Source organism: Polaromonas sp. P4_H1, assembly GCF_056400945.1.
Map to the genome: position 1 here is coordinate 18249 of NZ_JBFUKG010000028.1, position 15751 is coordinate 33999.

The window sequence follows — 15751 nt, forward strand, 5'->3', positions numbered from 1 at the left end:
AGCGCTTCCATACACAAGGAGATTTTCACGTGGCAGTTGAATCCAACATCGTTTCCTACGCCCAGGTCGCGTCCGACGCGCGCACCGCCGCCGACACCGGCGACCGCATCGAATGGGTCAAGCTCTCGCTGACCTTCCTGCCGCTGGCCACGCCGGTTAGCGACGCCAAGGTGCTCACCGGCCGGCAAAAGCCGCTGACCGAGATCGCCTTCATCTTCGCCGAGATCCGCACCCGTGACGGCCACGAAGGCATCGGCTTCGGCTACAGCAAGCGCGCTGGCGGCCCCGGCATGTACGCCCACGCCAAGGAACTAGCGCCCAACCTGATCGGGGAAGACCCAAACGACATCCAGAAAATCTTCACCAAGCTGCTGTGGGCCGGCGCTTCCATGGGTCGCAGCGGCCTGACGACACAGGCCATCGCGCCCTTCGACATCGCCCTGTGGGATTTGAAGGCCAAGCGCGCCAGGCTGCCGCTGGCCAAGCTGCTGGGCGCGCAGCGCGACTCGGTGCAGTGCTACAACACCTCGGGCGGCTACCTGCACACGCCGCTGGACCAGGTGCTGAAGAACGTGGCCATCTCGCGCGAGAGTGGCATCGGCGGCATCAAGATCAAGGTGGGCCAGCCCGACCTGTCCATCGACATCGAGCGGGTGGGCGCGGTGCGCAAGCTGCTGGGTGACGGCTTCCCGCTGATGGTGGACGCCAACCAGCAATGGGACCGCCAGAAGGCCACGCGCGCCTGCCGTGCCTTCGAGGACTTCGACCTGACCTGGATCGAGGAGCCGCTGGACGCGCATGACTTCGAAGGCCACGGCCTGCTGGCCGATCGCTTCGACACCGCTATCGCCACCGGAGAGATGCTGACCTGCTTCGACGAGCATGCGCAGCTCATCATGGCGGGCACAGACTTCATCCAGCCCGATGCGCCGCGCGTGGGGGGCATCACGCCCTTCCTGAAGATCATGGCCCTGGGCGAGTTCAAGCAGCGCAAGCTGGCGCCCCACTTCGCGATGGAGATCCACCTGCACCTGGCGGCCGCCTATGGCATTGAGCCCTGGCTGGAACACTTCGAATGGCTGGGCCCGCTGTTCAACGAGCAGATGCAGCTCAAGGATGGCCGCATGTGGGTGTCCGACCGCCCGGGCCTGGGGTTCTCGCTGAGCGAGCAGGCCTTGGCATGGACGACAGAAACACAGGAATTCGGCAAGCGGCCATGAAAAGGCCCTGAAAACCTCACGAATAGCCATGAATTTCATGGCTATTCGTCTGCGGACTATTTGGGCACTGCATCTTTTTTTGCAAAGAACGCGAGCGTGGACTGCGCGGACCGTCCCCCTCAGTCACTGCGCAGGTGATACCCCCGCCCCGCATAGTCAAAGTCGACCAGCTCGTTGATCGCCACCGTCTTGTCGGCCGGCGCCGCATAGTAGGCGCGGATCTCGGCGATCTTGCCCGTCTGGGGATCGAAGCGGTACCACTCATCACCGCGCAGGGCCGTGCCGCTCTTGTTCTTCCAGTGCGTCCACTCGATCACCGCTTCGGGGCTGTTATGGCTGACCAGGATTTTCTCGATGGTCCATTGCGAACCCAGCGTGTCGACACACCAGATCCACTTGCGGGCAATGGTGTCGGCGCCGCGCCAGGGGATCTCCGGCAGGCCCGCCGGAAAGTAATGCACCGCGTCGGGGGTGAAGCAGTCCATCAGGGCCTGGTAGTCGGCCGCGTTGCAGGCGTCGAAGTAACGGCGGATCAGGGCCTTGTAGTGCTCGGGGCTGAAGGTGGTCATAGGGGTCCTTGGTTTTGCTCCCTCTCCCCCTGGGAGAGGGCGGGGGTGAGGGCCTCCCCCAGAGGAAGAGGAAAGAATGCGTCAGCGGCTGCCGGCGGGCTTGACGGGCGCAATGGCCGGACGGCTGGCGGCCACCCACGCCTTGTATTGCGCGCGTGTGGCTTCGCTGGGCGGATACAGACCCCACAGCGCTTCGCCGGCCTGCACGCGCAGGCCGATGTAGGCTTCGATGTCGTCGCGCGCCTCGCACAGGTTGGCCATCTCCTCGGCCAGATGGGCGGGGATCACCGTGATGTTGTCGCCGTCACCATGGATGACATCGCCGGGATAAATCGCCACGCCGGCACAACCAATGGGCACCTGCAGGTCGGCCACATGGTGATAGGACAGCCGGGTGGTGGCGGTCACGCCGGTACACCAGATTGGAAAGTCCATCTGCGCCAGCTCCGTGCCATCGCGAAAGGAACCGTCGGTGACCACACCGCGGGCACCGCGCATCATCATGCGGGTGATCAGCATGTTGCCCATCGAGGCGGCACGTCCGTCCTTGTTGCTGTCGATCACCAGCACATGGCCGGGCTCAACCTGCTCGACACCGACCCACTGCAGGTTGTCGGCGTTGGGCGAAGTCGTGAGGTTGCCGTACACATCGACGTCTTCGCGTGCCGGTATGAAGCGCATGGTGTAGGCACGGCCGGCGAAGGGCTTGATTTTCTTGTTGAGCGGCGTCAGTCCGTGCAGCACAGGCTGGCGAAAACCCTTGATGTACAGCTGCGTCGTCAGCGAACCGCTGGTGACTTTGGCCAGGCGGTCAAGCACCGAATCGGGAACATGAACGGCAGGGGTGCGCTGCGGAATCACCGGCAGTGGCGGAGGGTTGATGGCGTGGGTCATGGGTGTAGGCTCAAAAAATGATGTCTCAAATTGTGGGTATGACTTCAGGGCACATTCAGGGCGCATGGTGAGCGGCCTGACGATTCAATCGTAATAAGATCACGGAATATTTCCATCGGGTATCTGCACCCGCGGCAGACCCAACATCAGTCAATTTCCACATATTGGGACAAATAAAGTGGCAACCAGTAGTGGCGACGGCACCGGCGCGCTTGAGAAAGCGATCGACGTCCTGGAGGCGGTGGGTGCCACCGCCGAGGGCCTGAGCCAGGCCGACATCACCGCACGCCTGGCCCTGCCGCGCACCACGGTGTACCGCCTGCTGGCGACACTGGTGGCGCGCGGCCTGCTGCGGCGCGACCCGGTGCGCAAGGTGTACCGGCTGGGCTTTCGCTGCTTCGAGATGGCGCGCCAGGCTTATGCCCTGCCCGACCTGGTGGCTGCGGCCGCCGTTGAACTGCGGGCGCTGCGCGACCTGACCGGGGAGACCTCCTACCTCGCCACACTGGACGGCGCGGAAGTGATCTCGCTGGAGCGCTACGACGGCGCGCACAGCAAGCGCTCGGCGGCCGCGCTCGGCCAGCGCAAGCCGGCGTATTGCACCAGCCAGGGCAAGGCCATTTTGTCGGCCATGAGCGATGCGGAGCGCGATGCGCTGGTGCGCGACATGACGCTCAAGCCACTGACGCCGCTCACCATCACGGACCGCCGGCGGCTGCAGGCCGATCTCAGGATCACCGCGGCGCGAGGTTACTCGATCGACGACGAGGAGATCGTGCTGGGGGTGCGCTGCGTGGGCGCACCGGTGGTCGATCCGCAGGGCAAAGTGCGCGGCGCCATCAGCGTGGCAGGGCCAGCCTGGCGCCTGACGCGCGAACGGCTGGAATTGCTGGGCCCGGAAGTGGCGGACGCCGCCCGGCGCATTGGCGCGCAACTCAAGGACAGCCTGAAGCTGGCTGATGATTCAGCCCTGCAGCCCGTGCCCGGCCCCTGGGCCTTTTTCGGCAATCACCCCCAGTGGTGCGCGCGCCGCCAGCGCCTGTACTGGGTCGACTCGCTGGCGCCCTCGCTGCGGGTTTTTGATGGCGAAACCGACCGGCTGATTGCACAGGTGGACCTGCCCGTGAGCGGACTGATCCTGCAGGACGAGGACTTCATCCTGACGCATCAATCCGGCGCCTCGCGCATTTCCGCCGATGGCGCGGCAGTGCCCGTGACGGCCTGGCCCGGCGGCGTGCTGCAGGCGATCTGCACCGACGACAGCCAGGCGATCTGGGCCGCGTTCGAGGTGGCCAGCGGCGGGAGCGCGGTCGGCACGATAGCGCCGTCCGGCACCTTCAAGCCGCGCTGGCACCTGACCGAGCCGGTGCAGTGCCTGCGCTATCGGCCGGAAGACGGAACCCTGTATGCCTGCGCCCCGGCTTCCGGCGACATCCTGACGATGAAGCCCGGCACAACGGCCATCCGCCGGCTGACCACGGTGCCCAAGGGCTCGGGCCGCGTCAGCGGCATTGCGTTTGATGCCACAGGCGGCGTATGGACAGCCTTGCGGGATGGCTGGAGCGTGGTCCGGATCTCACCCGAGGGCAGCCTGGACCGCGTGATCGGCCTGCCCGTCCCGTGCCCCACCGACCTGGCATTCGGAGGCTCCGACCTCAGCCGGCTCTATGTGACGACGGCCAGGCAGCCGGTCTCGCTCGATGCACTGGCCAACGCGCCGTGGTCGGGCCGGCTGTTTGCGCTGGATGTGAATTGACGCCATAGCGCGGCGGAGCCACGCGGGGCCCGGTACGCCGCCGTCATGTGCCGGTTGTCTTGGTCCGCTTGCTCCCCTTTTGTGCCAGCTTCTGTGCCGGCTTCTGCGCCGGCTTCCGCCCCGCAGCCTGTGTCGATTTCCGGCCAGGCGTCTGAACCTCTTCGTTCTGAACATCTTCGGCCACCAGGCGCAAACAATCCATCAATTGCTCGCTGCTCGGCGTCAGCCGTCGCCCCCGCACGGTGATGAGGCCGATGGGGGGCAGCTCAATCGGTACCTCGATGGGCAAAATGTCCAACAGGCCCTCCTTCTCAAAGTGCAGGGCCACCGAGCGCGCCAGGAAACCGGCCGCCTCACGCTGCTGCACAAAAGTGCTGAGCACCAGGAAGGACGAGGTTTCGACAATGTCGACCGGCGGGTTCAGCCCGTGGCGAAAGAAAGTCTGCTCGATCTTCACACGCAGTGAAGCCCAGGGCGGCGGCAGTACGCAGGGCATGGCGGCCAGATCGGCCCAGCCCGGGGTTTTGCGCCGCGCCAGTGCATGGCCGCGCCTGACCACCACCTTCATCGGTTCGTTGAACAGCGCCTCGGTCACCAGGTCCGGCGCGGCGTAGCCAGGCTCCAGCCGGCCGACAAACAGGTCCAGTTCGCCCAGGCGCAGTTTGGGCAGCAGGTGTGTGAGGTCGCCCTCCTCCACCAACACCGTGGCCTGCGCCGAACGCTGCTTGAGCAACTTGACCGCGCCGGCCAGCAGGACCGGCATCGCCACCACCATGGCACCAACGCGGGTGCGGCCCGCCGCCCCGCTGGCAACCGCTGCAATTTCATCGCGCGTGCGTTCGTATTCCGCGAGCACCGAGCGCGCAAAACGCACGATGGCCTGGCCGCTGGAAGTGGGCACCGTGCCGCGCGTGGAACGCTCAAACAGCGTCAGGTCGAGCATGCTCTCGACCTCGGTCAGCATTTTCGAGACGGCCGGCTGGCTGACCGACAGGAACTCGGCCGTTCGGCCCAGATGGCGAAACTGGTCCAGCGCCACCATCAGTTGCAGGTGGCGCAGCTTGATGTTGGAGCGAAGGACACGGTCAATCTGGGCCATGGTTCATGTTAACCCAGAGGCTATGAAGTGATTCCACTATTCGATTAGATTGTTATGAAGAATCGGGCAAGAATCGCTGCATAAGACGCTGCATAAGAAATTCATCCGTATCCATCCACCCGAGGCAGACAAACATGAAAATTTCCACCCTTCCCGCCGGGGTCAGGCGCCGCGAACTGCTCATCGGCGCCGCCGCTGCGGGTGCCGGGGCACTGACACTCATGAACCCCCTGAACGCACGGGCGCAGGCCTATCCCGATCGGCCGATCACCTTCATCTGCCCCTGGCCTGCCGGCGGCACCGCGGACCAGTCCATGCGGGCCTTATGCCAGATTGCCTCGCGCGTGTTGGGCCAGTCCATCGCGGTTGAAAACAAGGCCGGCGCCTCCGGCATGATAGGTACCAAGGCCATGGCCTCGGCCAGGCCCGACGGCTACACCATCGGTCAGATCCCCATTTCCGTCACGCGTTTCTCGCAGCTCGGCACACTGCAGCTGGACCCGCTCAAGGACTTTACCTACCTGGCGCGCACCTCGGGCCAGACCTTCGGCATTGCCGCCCCGGCCGACTCGCGCTTCAAGTCGCTTCAGGAGGTCGTGGCTTTTGCCAAAGCCAACCCCGGCAAGCTGACCTATGCCCATGCGGGCATAGGCGGCGCCACGCACGTCGGCATGGAGGAGTTCGCCCTGGCCGCTGGCGTCCAGTTCAACCACGTGCCCTACAAGGGCGGTGCCGAGGCCTTGCAGGCGGTGCTCGGCGGCCATGTCGACCTGCTGGCCGACTCCAGCTCCTGGGCGCCGCATGTCGAGGCCGGCAAGCTCAAGCTACTGGCCACCTGGGGCGAGCGGCGTACCGCACGCTTCAAGGACACGCCCACACTCAGGGAGCTAGGCTACAACGTCGTCGTGGATGCACCCAACGGCATCGGCGCCCCAAAAGGAATGGACCCGGCCATCACCCAGAAACTGCGCGAAGCGTTTCGCGTCGCCGTGGCCAGCCCCGAGTTCAAACAGGTCGCCGACAAGATCGATGCACCGGTGCTTTACCTGGACGGCCCGGACTACGAGAAGTATGTGGCCAGCGTTTACCAGAAAGAAACCGTGCTCATTGAAAAGCTCAAGCTCAGGGAATTGATGAAGAGCTGAGCGCCGCCCGCGCCGCCTTTTCCAGACCAGACCTATCCAGCCCCGCCATGCCCTCCCCCACCGCCAGCCCGCTGATCCGCCTGCACGCCAACGACAACGTGCTCGTGGCAAAAACCCCGCTCGCCCTGGGCCAGGCGCTGCCGGAGATTGACGCGCGGGCGCGCGCCCAGGTGCCGGCCGGTCACAAGATCGCCGCCTGCCGCATCGCCGGCGGCGAGCGCATCATCAAGTACGACACAGTGATCGGCATCGCCGCGCGCGACATCGAGGCAGGTGACCATGTGCACGCGCACAACCTGACGCTGGTGGATTTCGAGCGCGACCCGGCTTTCGGCCAGGACGTGCGGCCAGTCGAGTATGTGACGGATGCCGAGCGCGCCACCTTCATGGGCTTTGTGCGCCCCGACGGCCGTGTCGGCACCCGCAACTTCATCGGCATCCTGTCGTCGGTCAACTGCTCCGCCACCGTCATCAAGAACATTGCGGCCCACTTCACGCCCGAACGGCTGGCGGACTTTCCACATGTGGACGGTGTGGCTGCCTTTGCGCAAACCAGCGGCTGCGGCATGTCGTCGCCCAGCGAACATTTTGATGTGCTGCGCCGCACCCTGGCCGGTTACGCCCGCCATCCCAACCTGGCGGGGGTGCTGATTGTGGGGCTGGGCTGCGAGCGCAACCAGGTGGCGTCGCTGGTGGAATCGCAGGGCCTGCCTGAAAGCAAGCTGATGCGCACGCTGGTGATGCAGGAGGTGGGCGGCACCCGCGTAACCATTGAAGCCGGCATAGCGGCCATCCGGGAGATGCTGCCGGACGCCAACGCGGCCCGGCGCCAGCCCGTGCCGGCCAGCCATCTGAAGATTGGCCTGGAGTGCGGCGGCTCCGATGGTTTCTCCGGCATCACGGCCAATCCGGCGCTGGGCGCGGCCATGGACATCCTGGTGCGCCACGGCGGCACCGCCATCCTGTCGGAAACGCCCGAAATCCACGGCGTGGAATACATGCTGACCCGCCGGGCCGTCACGCCCGAAGTCGGCCAGAAACTGCTGGACCGGCTGGCCTGGTGGGAGCAATACACGGCCGGCCAGAACGCCCAGTTCAATGGCGTGGTCGGGCACGGCAACCAGGCCGGGGGCCTGGCCAACATCTTCGAAAAATCGTTGGGCTCGGCCATGAAGGGCGGCACCACGCCGCTGCAGGCCGTGTATGAATATGCCGAGCCCATCGACCGCCACGGTTTCGTGTTCATGGATTCACCAGGTTACGACCCGGTGGCCTCGACCGGGCAAATCGCCAGCGGCGCCAACCTGATCTGCTTCACCACCGGCCGCGGCTCGATGTTCGGCTCCAAGCCGGCGCCCACGATCAAGCTGGCCAGCAACACGCCCATGTTCACCCGCCTGGAGGAAGACATGGACCTCAATTGCGGCGCCATCCTGGACGGCGAGCTGGACGTGCCGCAAATGGGCCAGCGGATTTTCGAAGCCATCCTGCGCCATGCCTCGGGCGAGCCGACCAAGAGCGAGGCGCTGGGCCTGGGCGATCACGAATTCGTGCCCTGGCACCTGGGCATTGTGAGCTGACCGCCGCGCGCGGGAGGCTGGTATCGTTGGCATGCGCGACGGCATCGGTCCGCAGTCCGCCAACGTCCCTCAACACCCCCAACGACCATTTCCACCATCAAAGGATGACTTCATGAGCACCGGCAATCCCTTCAAGGCCGCACTGGCCCGCGGCCAGCAGCAAATCGGGCTGTGGATGTCCATGGCCGAGCCCTACCTGGCGGAAGTCACCGCCACGGCCGGATTCGACTGGCTGCTGATCGACGGCGAGCATGCGCCCAACGACCTGCGCAGCACGCTGGCCGCCCTGCAGGCGGTAGCACCCTACCGTTCGCAGCCGGTGGTGCGGGCGGTGGCCGGCGAGGTGCCGCTGATCAAGCAGCTGCTGGACATTGGCGCGCAAAACCTGCTGGTGCCCATGGTCGACACAGCCGCCCAGGCCCAGCACATCGTGGACGCCACACGCTACCCGCCCTTGGGCATCCGGGGCGTGGGCAGTGCAGTGGGACGCGCTTCGCGCTGGAGCGCGCGCACCGACTACCTGGATCACGCCGACAGCGAGGTCTGCCTGCTGGTGCAGGCGGAAACCGTCACGGCCCTGAAAAACCTGGAAGCGATTTGCGCGGTGGACGGCGTGGATGGGGTGTTCATCGGCCCCGCCGACCTGGCAGCGTCCATGGGGCACCGCGGCAAACCGGGTCACCCCGAGGTGCGGGCGGCCATCGAGCAGGCCATGAAGACCATCATCGCCTCCGGCAAGGCAGCGGGCTCGCTCACCTCGGACCCGGCGCTGGCACGGCACTACCTCGCCCTGGGCTGCACCTTTGTGGCCACCGGCGTCGATGTGCTGGTCTATGCCAATGCGGTTCGGCGCATGGCGGCTGACTTCATCTCGCCCGGCTCCGCACAGGCGGTAATCCCCAGCGCAGCCTACTGACCGGCAAGGCAGCAGCACGGCTGCAAGGGACTGCAACGACGCGGGAAGACCCGGAAGGCTTTAACGCCAGGGAAGGTCCGGGAGGCTCGCAAAAATCCGTTGCCGAACCGCGTGTCCGGCAGTAATGCGCGCCCGGACCCATGGCATGAAACATGCTGCACCGCAGCATCAGGCCACGGGTAAACCCGTGGATTGAAGTTTTCATTTCTGAGTACAGTCGTGTATACAAAATTGACCGGCCCGCTGGTCAGTTGCCTTGTAGTTCCATCCCCCTGGCCCGGCATCCACCCTCTGCATTGGAGATCACCCATGGACATTCGCAACCCATCGCCCGACCTTTACAACGAAGACCTGGCCCCGGCAAAAACGCGGAACTGGGGCACCTTCAGCATCTTCAATGTATGGACCTCGGATGTGCACAGCCTGTGGGGCTATTACCTGGCGGCCAGCCTGTTCCTGCTGTGCGGCAGTTTCACCAACTTCCTGCTTGCCATCGGCCTGAGCTCGATGGTGATCTTTTTCCTGATGAACCTGGTCGGTTACGCAGGCGTTAAAACCGGCGTGCCCTACCCCGTGCTGGCCCGCGCCTCCTTCGGCGTTTGGGGCGCCAATCTGCCCGCACTGGTGCGCGCCGTGGTGGCCTGCTTCTGGTATGGCGCACAGACCGCCGCAGCCTCGGGCGCCATTGTGGCGCTGCTCACCCGCTCCGACGCCATCATGGCGTTTCACAAATCGACCCACCTGCTGGGCCATTCCGGCCTGGAGGTGATCTGCTTCGTCGTCGTCTGGGCCCTGCAGCTGCTGATCATCCAGAACGGCATGGAAACCGTGCGCAAGTTCCAGGACTGGGCCGGCCCGGCGGTGTGGGTGGCCATGCTGGTGCTTGCGGTGGGCCTGTGCGTGAAGGCCGGCGGCTTTTCGTTTGACCACGGCATTCCGCAGGATGTGCTGCTGGCCAAGACCAAGGATGCCGGCGTGCCCGGCGAGCCCGGCTCGTTCTGGGCACTGATGGCCGTGGGCGCCACCTGGATCACCTACTTCGCCGCGCTGTACCTGAACTTTTGCGATTTCTCGCGTTACGCCAAAGACAAGGCCACCGTCAAGAAAGGCAACCTCTGGGGCCTGCCGATCAACCTGATCCTGTTCTCGCTGGTGGCCGGCGTGACGACGATTGCCGCCTTCAAGGTCTATGGCGAGGTGCTGCTGCACCCCGAGCAGATTTCCGCCAAGTTCGACAGCTGGTTCCTGGCGCTGCTGGCCGCGCTGACCTTTGCCGTGGCGACGCTGGGCATCAACGTGGTGGCCAACTTCGTCTCGCCCGCCTTTGACTTTGCCAATGTGTTTCCGCGCAAGATCAGCTTCAAGACCGGCGGCTACATCGCGGCAGGCATCGCACTGGTGCTCTACCCGTTTGCGCCTTGGGAAGGCAACGCGGCAACGTTTGTTGGCGCCATCGGCGCCACCATGGGGCCGCTGCTGGGCATCATCCTGGTGGACTACTACCTGATCGCCAAAGGCCAGGTCAATGTGGAAGCGCTTTACCACGAGGACGGCGAATACCGCTACCAGGGCGGCTGGAACCGCAACGCCCTCATCGCCACCGTCATTGGCGCGCTGTTTTCCAGCATATTGCCCAACTTCACCAGCCTGCTGCCGTCCTGGTGGGGCATTTATGGCTGGTTCTTTGGCGTGGCCATCGCCGGCATCGCATATTACGTGCTTGCTACGGCCATGCCTCGGGCGACGGCTACGGCACACGCCAAGGCCTAGCAGCCTACCGCGTAGGGGGAGGCCCCGGTTCGGGGCTTCACGGTCCGGCCGATCATCTCCTTCCCCCGCTGGGGGAAGGCCGGGATGGGGGCTCGCGGCGTGGGCATCGGGCCACCGTGCTTATCTGGTCGCCGCTGGCCCCCACCCCAACCCTCCCCCGGAAGGGGAGGGAGCTTCACAGTCCTTGACTGAACCGTATTGGCCTAGCCGCGACCCACAAACGGCATTTTGGTGGCCATGATGGTCATGAACTGCACATTGGTGGACAGCGGCAGCGCGGCCATGTGAACCACCGCATCGGCCACTTCCTTGGCGTCCATCATGGGCTCCACAGCGATCTCGCCGTTGGCCTGGGGCACGCCTTTGGTCATGCGGGCGGAGAGTTCCGTCAGGGCATTGCCGATGTCGATTTGCCCGCAGGCGATGTTGTACTTGCGGCCATCGAGCGAGATCGATTTGGTCAGGCCCGTGATGGCGTGCTTGGTCGAGGTGTAAGGCGCGGAATTGGGGCGTGGCGCGTGGGCGGAAATCGAGCCGTTGTTGATGATGCGGCCGCCCTGCGGCTGCTGGTCTTTCATCAGCCGGATGGCGCCCTGCGCGCAGAGGAAAGAACCCGTGAGGTTGATGTTCACCACGTTTTGCCATTGCTCGAACGTGATGTCCTCGATGTTCACGCCCGGGGCGTTCACGCCGGCGTTGTTGAACAACAGGTCGAGCCGCCCAAACACTTCCTTGATCTTGGCAAACAGGGCCGCGACCGATTCAGGGTTGCCCACATCGGTAGGGACAGGCAGCGCGCGGTCGGTGCCTGACTCCTTGGCCACCTCGTTAAGTGGTTCGATGCGTCGCCCGACGAGTGCCACGCAGTAACCCTCCCGCAGCAGTGCCAGCGCGACGGCCCTGCCAATACCGGTGCCTGCACCCGTCACCACAGCGACCTTGCCGGTTGCCTTGTCGTTCGAACTCATGTTGTACCTCTGTCTCTTTGCTTGATGTTGATGAAGAAGAATCCGGGTGCCAGACCCGCGCCCGACGGCCAGTGCCGATGGTCTGGATTGTGCCCCAGCCACGGCAGGACGGCAGGAGCGCGCACCACCCTATCTCCCCCCTGGTTTCGACGTTTTTGCCGGCAATTACTTTAGGTTTAAACTATTTTTGTCACTTGTTGGAAATAACCGACACCACGGCTTTTTCGGCGGTGCTACCTTTACACGTATGACAGCCAGAGTCCTACCATCCACCACCGCAAGGCCCTTGAGGCTTTGGGACATCTCGCCCCCCGTGGCGCCAGGCTCGCCGGTTTTTCCGGGCGACACGCCCTACCAACAGCAATGGGCCGCGAGCATCGCGCCGGGCTGCCCGGTGAACGTCAGCACCCTCACCCTGTCGCCGCACATAGGCGCACACGCCGACGCGCCCTTGCACTACGACCCGCAGGGCGCCGCCATCGGCGCGATCGATCTCACGCCCTATATCGGGCCTTGCCGCGTCATTCACGCCATCGCCAAAGGGCCGCTGATCGAGTGGGAGCACCTCGCGCATGCCATACATGACCTGCCGCCGCGCGTGCTGGTTCGCACCTACGAGCGCATGCCGGTCGGGCACTGGGACCCCATGCTCGCGGCCTACGCGCCCGAGACCGTTGAGCGCCTCGCCGCGCTCGGTGTCAAGCTGATCGGCATCGACACCGCCAGCATCGATCCGGCCGCAAGCAAAACCCTGGACAGCCACCAGGTGATCCGCCAGCGCGGCCTGCGCGTGCTGGAAAACCTGGTGCTCGACGAGGTGCCCGAAGGCGACTACGAACTGATTGCCCTGCCGCTCAAGCTGATGACGGCCGATGCTTCCCCCGTTCGCGCAGTCTTGCGCGAACTCCCCTGAAAGATGAACCTGACATGACCACAACTCTGCAAGATTGCCGCGCACTCGATGCGCAAGACCCATTGCGCACCCTGCGCGACCAGTTCAGCCTGCCCGAAGGCGTGATTTACCTGGATGGCAACTCGCTCGGCGTGCTGCCAAAAACCGCGGCGGCACGCGTGCAGGAGGCCGTGGTCCAGGAATGGGGCCAGGGCCTGATCCGCAGCTGGAACAGCGCGGGCTGGTTCAGCCTGCCGCAGCGCCTGGGTGACAAGATTGCGCAGCTGATAGGCGCAAAACCGGGCGAAGTGGTGGCCACCGACAGCACCTCGATCAATCTCTACAAGGTGCTGAGCGCGGCACTTCATATCGCCGCGCAGGACGCGCCGCAGCGCAAAGTCATTGTGAGCGAGCGCAGCAACTTCCCGACCGACCTCTATATTGCCGAAGCCCTGTGCAAGGAACGCGGTTGCCGTCTGCAACTGGTGGAGCCCGAGGAGATTGCCGCAGCCTTGACCGCCAACGTGGCCGTGCTGATGCTGACCCATGTGAACTACCGCACCGGCGCCATGCACGACATGAAGGCCGTGACCAGCGCGGCGCACGCAGCGGGCGTGCTCACGGTCTGGGACCTTGCACACAGCGCGGGCGCCGTCCCCGTGGACCTGAACGGCGCAAAGGCCGATTTCTCGATTGGCTGCGGCTACAAGTACTTGAATGGCGGCCCCGGCGCCCCGGCCTTTGTCTGGGTCAACCCCCAACACGCCGACCGCTTCTGGCAGCCGCTGGCCGGTTGGTGGGGCCATGCCGCGCCGTTCGAGTTCACGCCCGACTACCGGCCCGCCGCCGGCATTTCTCGGTACCTGTGCGGCACGCAGCCGATTCTGAGCATGACGGCGCTGGAATGCGGGCTTGACGGCTTTCTGGCGGCCGAGCCACTGGGCGGCATGCAGGTGCTGCGCCGCAAATCGCTGGCCCTCACCGACCTGTTCATTCAACTGGTTGAAGAGCGCTGCGCAGATCAGGGCCTCGGGCTGGCAACGCCGCGCGAGCACGCGCAGCGCGGCTCGCAGGTTTGCCTCACGCGCAAGGAAGGCGCTTACGCCATCGTGCAGGCGCTGATTGCGCGCGGCGTGATTGGTGACTACCGCGCAGGCGACGGCGGCAAACATCTCGACATCCTGCGCTTCGGCTTCACGCCGCTCTACATCGGCTTTGAAGATGTCTGGAACGCCGTGGAGCACCTCAAGCAGGTACTTGACACCGATGAGTGGCAAAGAGCCGAATTCAACCAGAAACATGCGGTGACCTGATCATGTGCCCCTACGCCCCTGACTCCCACAACCCCCAGAGCCCCCAGAGCAAGCCTGAGGACATCGTTCGCGACGAGAAAGCCCAGCTCGACTTCAGCCGCGACATGAGCTATGGCGACTACCTGCAGCTCGACGCGATTCTGAACGCGCAAAAACCACTCTCGCCCGCGCACGACGAGATGCTGTTCATCGTCCAGCACCAGACCAGCGAGCTCTGGATGAAGCTGATGCTGCATGAGCTGCGTGCGGCGATTGCGAATGTAGCGGCCGACGAACTGGGCAGCGCCTTCAAGATGCTGGCGCGCGTGAGCCGCATCATGGAGCAACTGGTCCATGCCTGGGACGTGCTGGCCACCATGACGCCGCCCGAGTACAGCGCAATGCGCCCCTACCTCGGGGCGTCGAGCGGCTTCCAGAGCTACCAGTACCGCTGCATCGAATTCGCCCTGGGCAACAAGAACGCCGCCATGCTCCAGCCGCACGCACACCGGCCGGACCTGCTGGCGCAGGTGCAGGCCGCTTATGAAGCCCCCTCGCTCTATGACGAAGCGCTGCGCCTGCTGGCCCGGCGCGGCCTGGCCGTGCCGGCCAGCCACACCGAACGCGACTGGACACAGCCCTACCTTGAAAGCGCCGCGGTCGAACAGGCCTGGCTGACCGTCTACCGCGACCCGAAACAGTACTGGGACCTGTATCAGCTCGGCGAAGAACTCACAGACCTCGAAGACGCGTTTCGCCTCTGGCGCTTCCGCCATGTCACCACGGTCGAGCGCATCATCGGCTTCAAGCCCGGCACCGGCGGTACCAGCGGCGTGAGTTATTTGCGCAAGATGCTGGATGTGGTGTTGTTTCCGGAGATCTGGAAATTGCGGACGGATTTGTGAGGGAAATGGTTTTTCCCGAATAGATATCTGCGCGAAGAGCTATTTAATTGATAGCTGGGGCTGTGCTGATGTTGATGCTGTGGGCCTTCACGACCAGGCCGGGACTCGCCCCGGCGGGCGACTCACTTTCTCTTGCGTCGCCAAGAGAAAAGTAAGCAAAGAGAAGGCGACCCGCAGTCTGGGTCCTTGCGCTTCGCTTCAGGCAACCTGTGCTGCTCGACTCCGGCGGGGGGCCGCAGAACTCGCCTGCGGCTCAAACAACTGCGGCCCTGATCCCGCCTCCATCTGCGCTGCTCGGCCCAGCCACACGGGTGGGGAGCGGATAGCAATACCGAATGCACAAAGAAAATACCAGGACAAACAAGGACACGCCATGGCGTGTCCTTATGGTCTTACGTCTCCGGTATTGGGTTGCTTCTGTCTGCGCCGAGGAGCGCAGGGCCAGGCGGATCAGGGCTCGCGATTGTCTGAGCCGCAGGCGAGTTGAGCGAGACCCCGCCTGGACCGAGCACCGCAGGCTGCCCGCAGCGAAGCGAAGGGACGCAGACAGCAGGGTCGCCTTTTCTTTTGCTTACTTTTATTTTGGCGAAGCTGTATGGACCGGACACATGGTGGACAGGTGTGCGGAGACATGGTTGACGGTTTGAATTAATCCACAACCGGCTGTCGCAAGTCAATTTCCAGGCAGTGGTGGTGTGCGAAATAGACATCGAACACGCCGTCCTCCCCCTCCCGCACACGCACT

13 protein-coding genes are annotated in these 15751 nt (G+C 64.5%); 9 read left to right on the forward strand and 4 right to left on the reverse strand.

Going from position 1 to position 15751, the window contains the following annotated elements; all coding sequences use genetic code 11:
• Positions 1-29: 29 nt before the first annotated feature.
• Positions 30-1220 carry an L-talarate/galactarate dehydratase gene (locus tag AC1DS5_RS24280; RefSeq protein ID WP_477720804.1) on the forward strand — a complete coding sequence of 397 codons (1191 nt, stop codon included), beginning with the start codon at positions 30-32 and terminating at the stop codon, positions 1218-1220.
• Between the two features lie 119 nt (positions 1221-1339).
• Here AC1DS5_RS24280 and AC1DS5_RS24285 read toward each other — a convergent pair whose 3' ends face one another.
• Entirely contained in the window at positions 1340-1789 is a 450-nt protein-coding gene (locus AC1DS5_RS24285; protein ID WP_477720805.1) for a nuclear transport factor 2 family protein, read from the reverse strand.
• Between the two features lie 81 nt (positions 1790-1870).
• Positions 1871-2683, reverse strand: coding sequence for an RraA family protein (locus AC1DS5_RS24290; protein WP_477720806.1), 813 nt, complete (start codon positions 2681-2683; stop codon positions 1871-1873).
• Positions 2684-2861: 178 nt separating this feature from the next.
• Between AC1DS5_RS24290 and AC1DS5_RS24295 the strand changes: the two genes are divergently transcribed.
• Complete coding sequence (locus AC1DS5_RS24295) at positions 2862-4439, forward strand: IclR family transcriptional regulator domain-containing protein (protein WP_477720807.1); 1578 nt, start codon at positions 2862-2864, stop codon at positions 4437-4439.
• A gap of 43 nt (positions 4440-4482) precedes the next feature.
• On the opposite strand, the gene AC1DS5_RS24300 is transcribed toward AC1DS5_RS24295, so the two are convergent.
• On the reverse strand, positions 4483-5538 hold the full coding sequence (locus AC1DS5_RS24300; RefSeq protein WP_477720808.1) for a LysR substrate-binding domain-containing protein: 1056 nt from the start codon (positions 5536-5538) through the stop codon (positions 4483-4485).
• A gap of 134 nt (positions 5539-5672) precedes the next feature.
• On the opposite strand from AC1DS5_RS24300, the gene AC1DS5_RS24305 reads away from it, so the two are divergent.
• From AC1DS5_RS24305 to AC1DS5_RS24320, 4 genes are all read left to right on the forward strand, one after another.
• Positions 5673-6683 carry a tripartite tricarboxylate transporter substrate binding protein gene (locus tag AC1DS5_RS24305; protein ID WP_477720809.1) on the forward strand — a complete coding sequence of 337 codons (1011 nt, stop codon included), beginning with the start codon at positions 5673-5675 and terminating at the stop codon, positions 6681-6683.
• A gap of 47 nt (positions 6684-6730) precedes the next feature.
• Positions 6731-8263: a UxaA family hydrolase gene (locus AC1DS5_RS24310; RefSeq protein ID WP_477720810.1), complete on the forward strand. Its 1533-nt coding sequence runs from the start codon at positions 6731-6733 to the stop codon at positions 8261-8263.
• A gap of 112 nt (positions 8264-8375) precedes the next feature.
• A complete protein-coding gene (hpaI, locus tag AC1DS5_RS24315; protein ID WP_477720811.1) occupies positions 8376-9179 on the forward strand; it encodes a 4-hydroxy-2-oxoheptanedioate aldolase in 804 nt (267 codons plus the stop codon).
• 309 nt (positions 9180-9488) lie between these two features.
• Complete coding sequence (locus AC1DS5_RS24320) at positions 9489-10949, forward strand: NCS1 family nucleobase:cation symporter-1 (RefSeq protein ID WP_477720812.1); 1461 nt, start codon at positions 9489-9491, stop codon at positions 10947-10949.
• Between the two features lie 203 nt (positions 10950-11152).
• Here AC1DS5_RS24320 and AC1DS5_RS24325 read toward each other — a convergent pair whose 3' ends face one another.
• Positions 11153-11917: an SDR family oxidoreductase gene (locus AC1DS5_RS24325; RefSeq protein ID WP_477720813.1), complete on the reverse strand. Its 765-nt coding sequence runs from the start codon at positions 11915-11917 to the stop codon at positions 11153-11155.
• A 247-nt stretch (positions 11918-12164) separates the two neighbouring features.
• On the opposite strand from AC1DS5_RS24325, the gene kynB reads away from it, so the two are divergent.
• Genes kynB through kynA form a run of 3 tightly spaced genes read left to right on the forward strand, consistent with a single transcriptional unit; the run spans position 12165 to position 15006 of the window.
• The gene (kynB, locus tag AC1DS5_RS24330) at positions 12165-12830 is read left to right on the forward strand and encodes an arylformamidase (protein ID WP_477720814.1); all 666 of its coding nucleotides are present in this window, start codon (positions 12165-12167) and stop codon (positions 12828-12830) included.
• 14 nt (positions 12831-12844) lie between these two features.
• Positions 12845-14122 (forward strand): kynureninase, encoded by a 1278-nt coding sequence (gene kynU, locus AC1DS5_RS24335; protein ID WP_477720815.1) that lies wholly within the window; start codon positions 12845-12847, stop codon positions 14120-14122.
• Between the two features lie 2 nt (positions 14123-14124).
• A complete protein-coding gene (gene kynA, locus AC1DS5_RS24340) occupies positions 14125-15006 on the forward strand; it encodes a tryptophan 2,3-dioxygenase (RefSeq protein ID WP_477720816.1) in 882 nt (293 codons plus the stop codon).
• Positions 15007-15751: the final 745 nt, after the last annotated feature.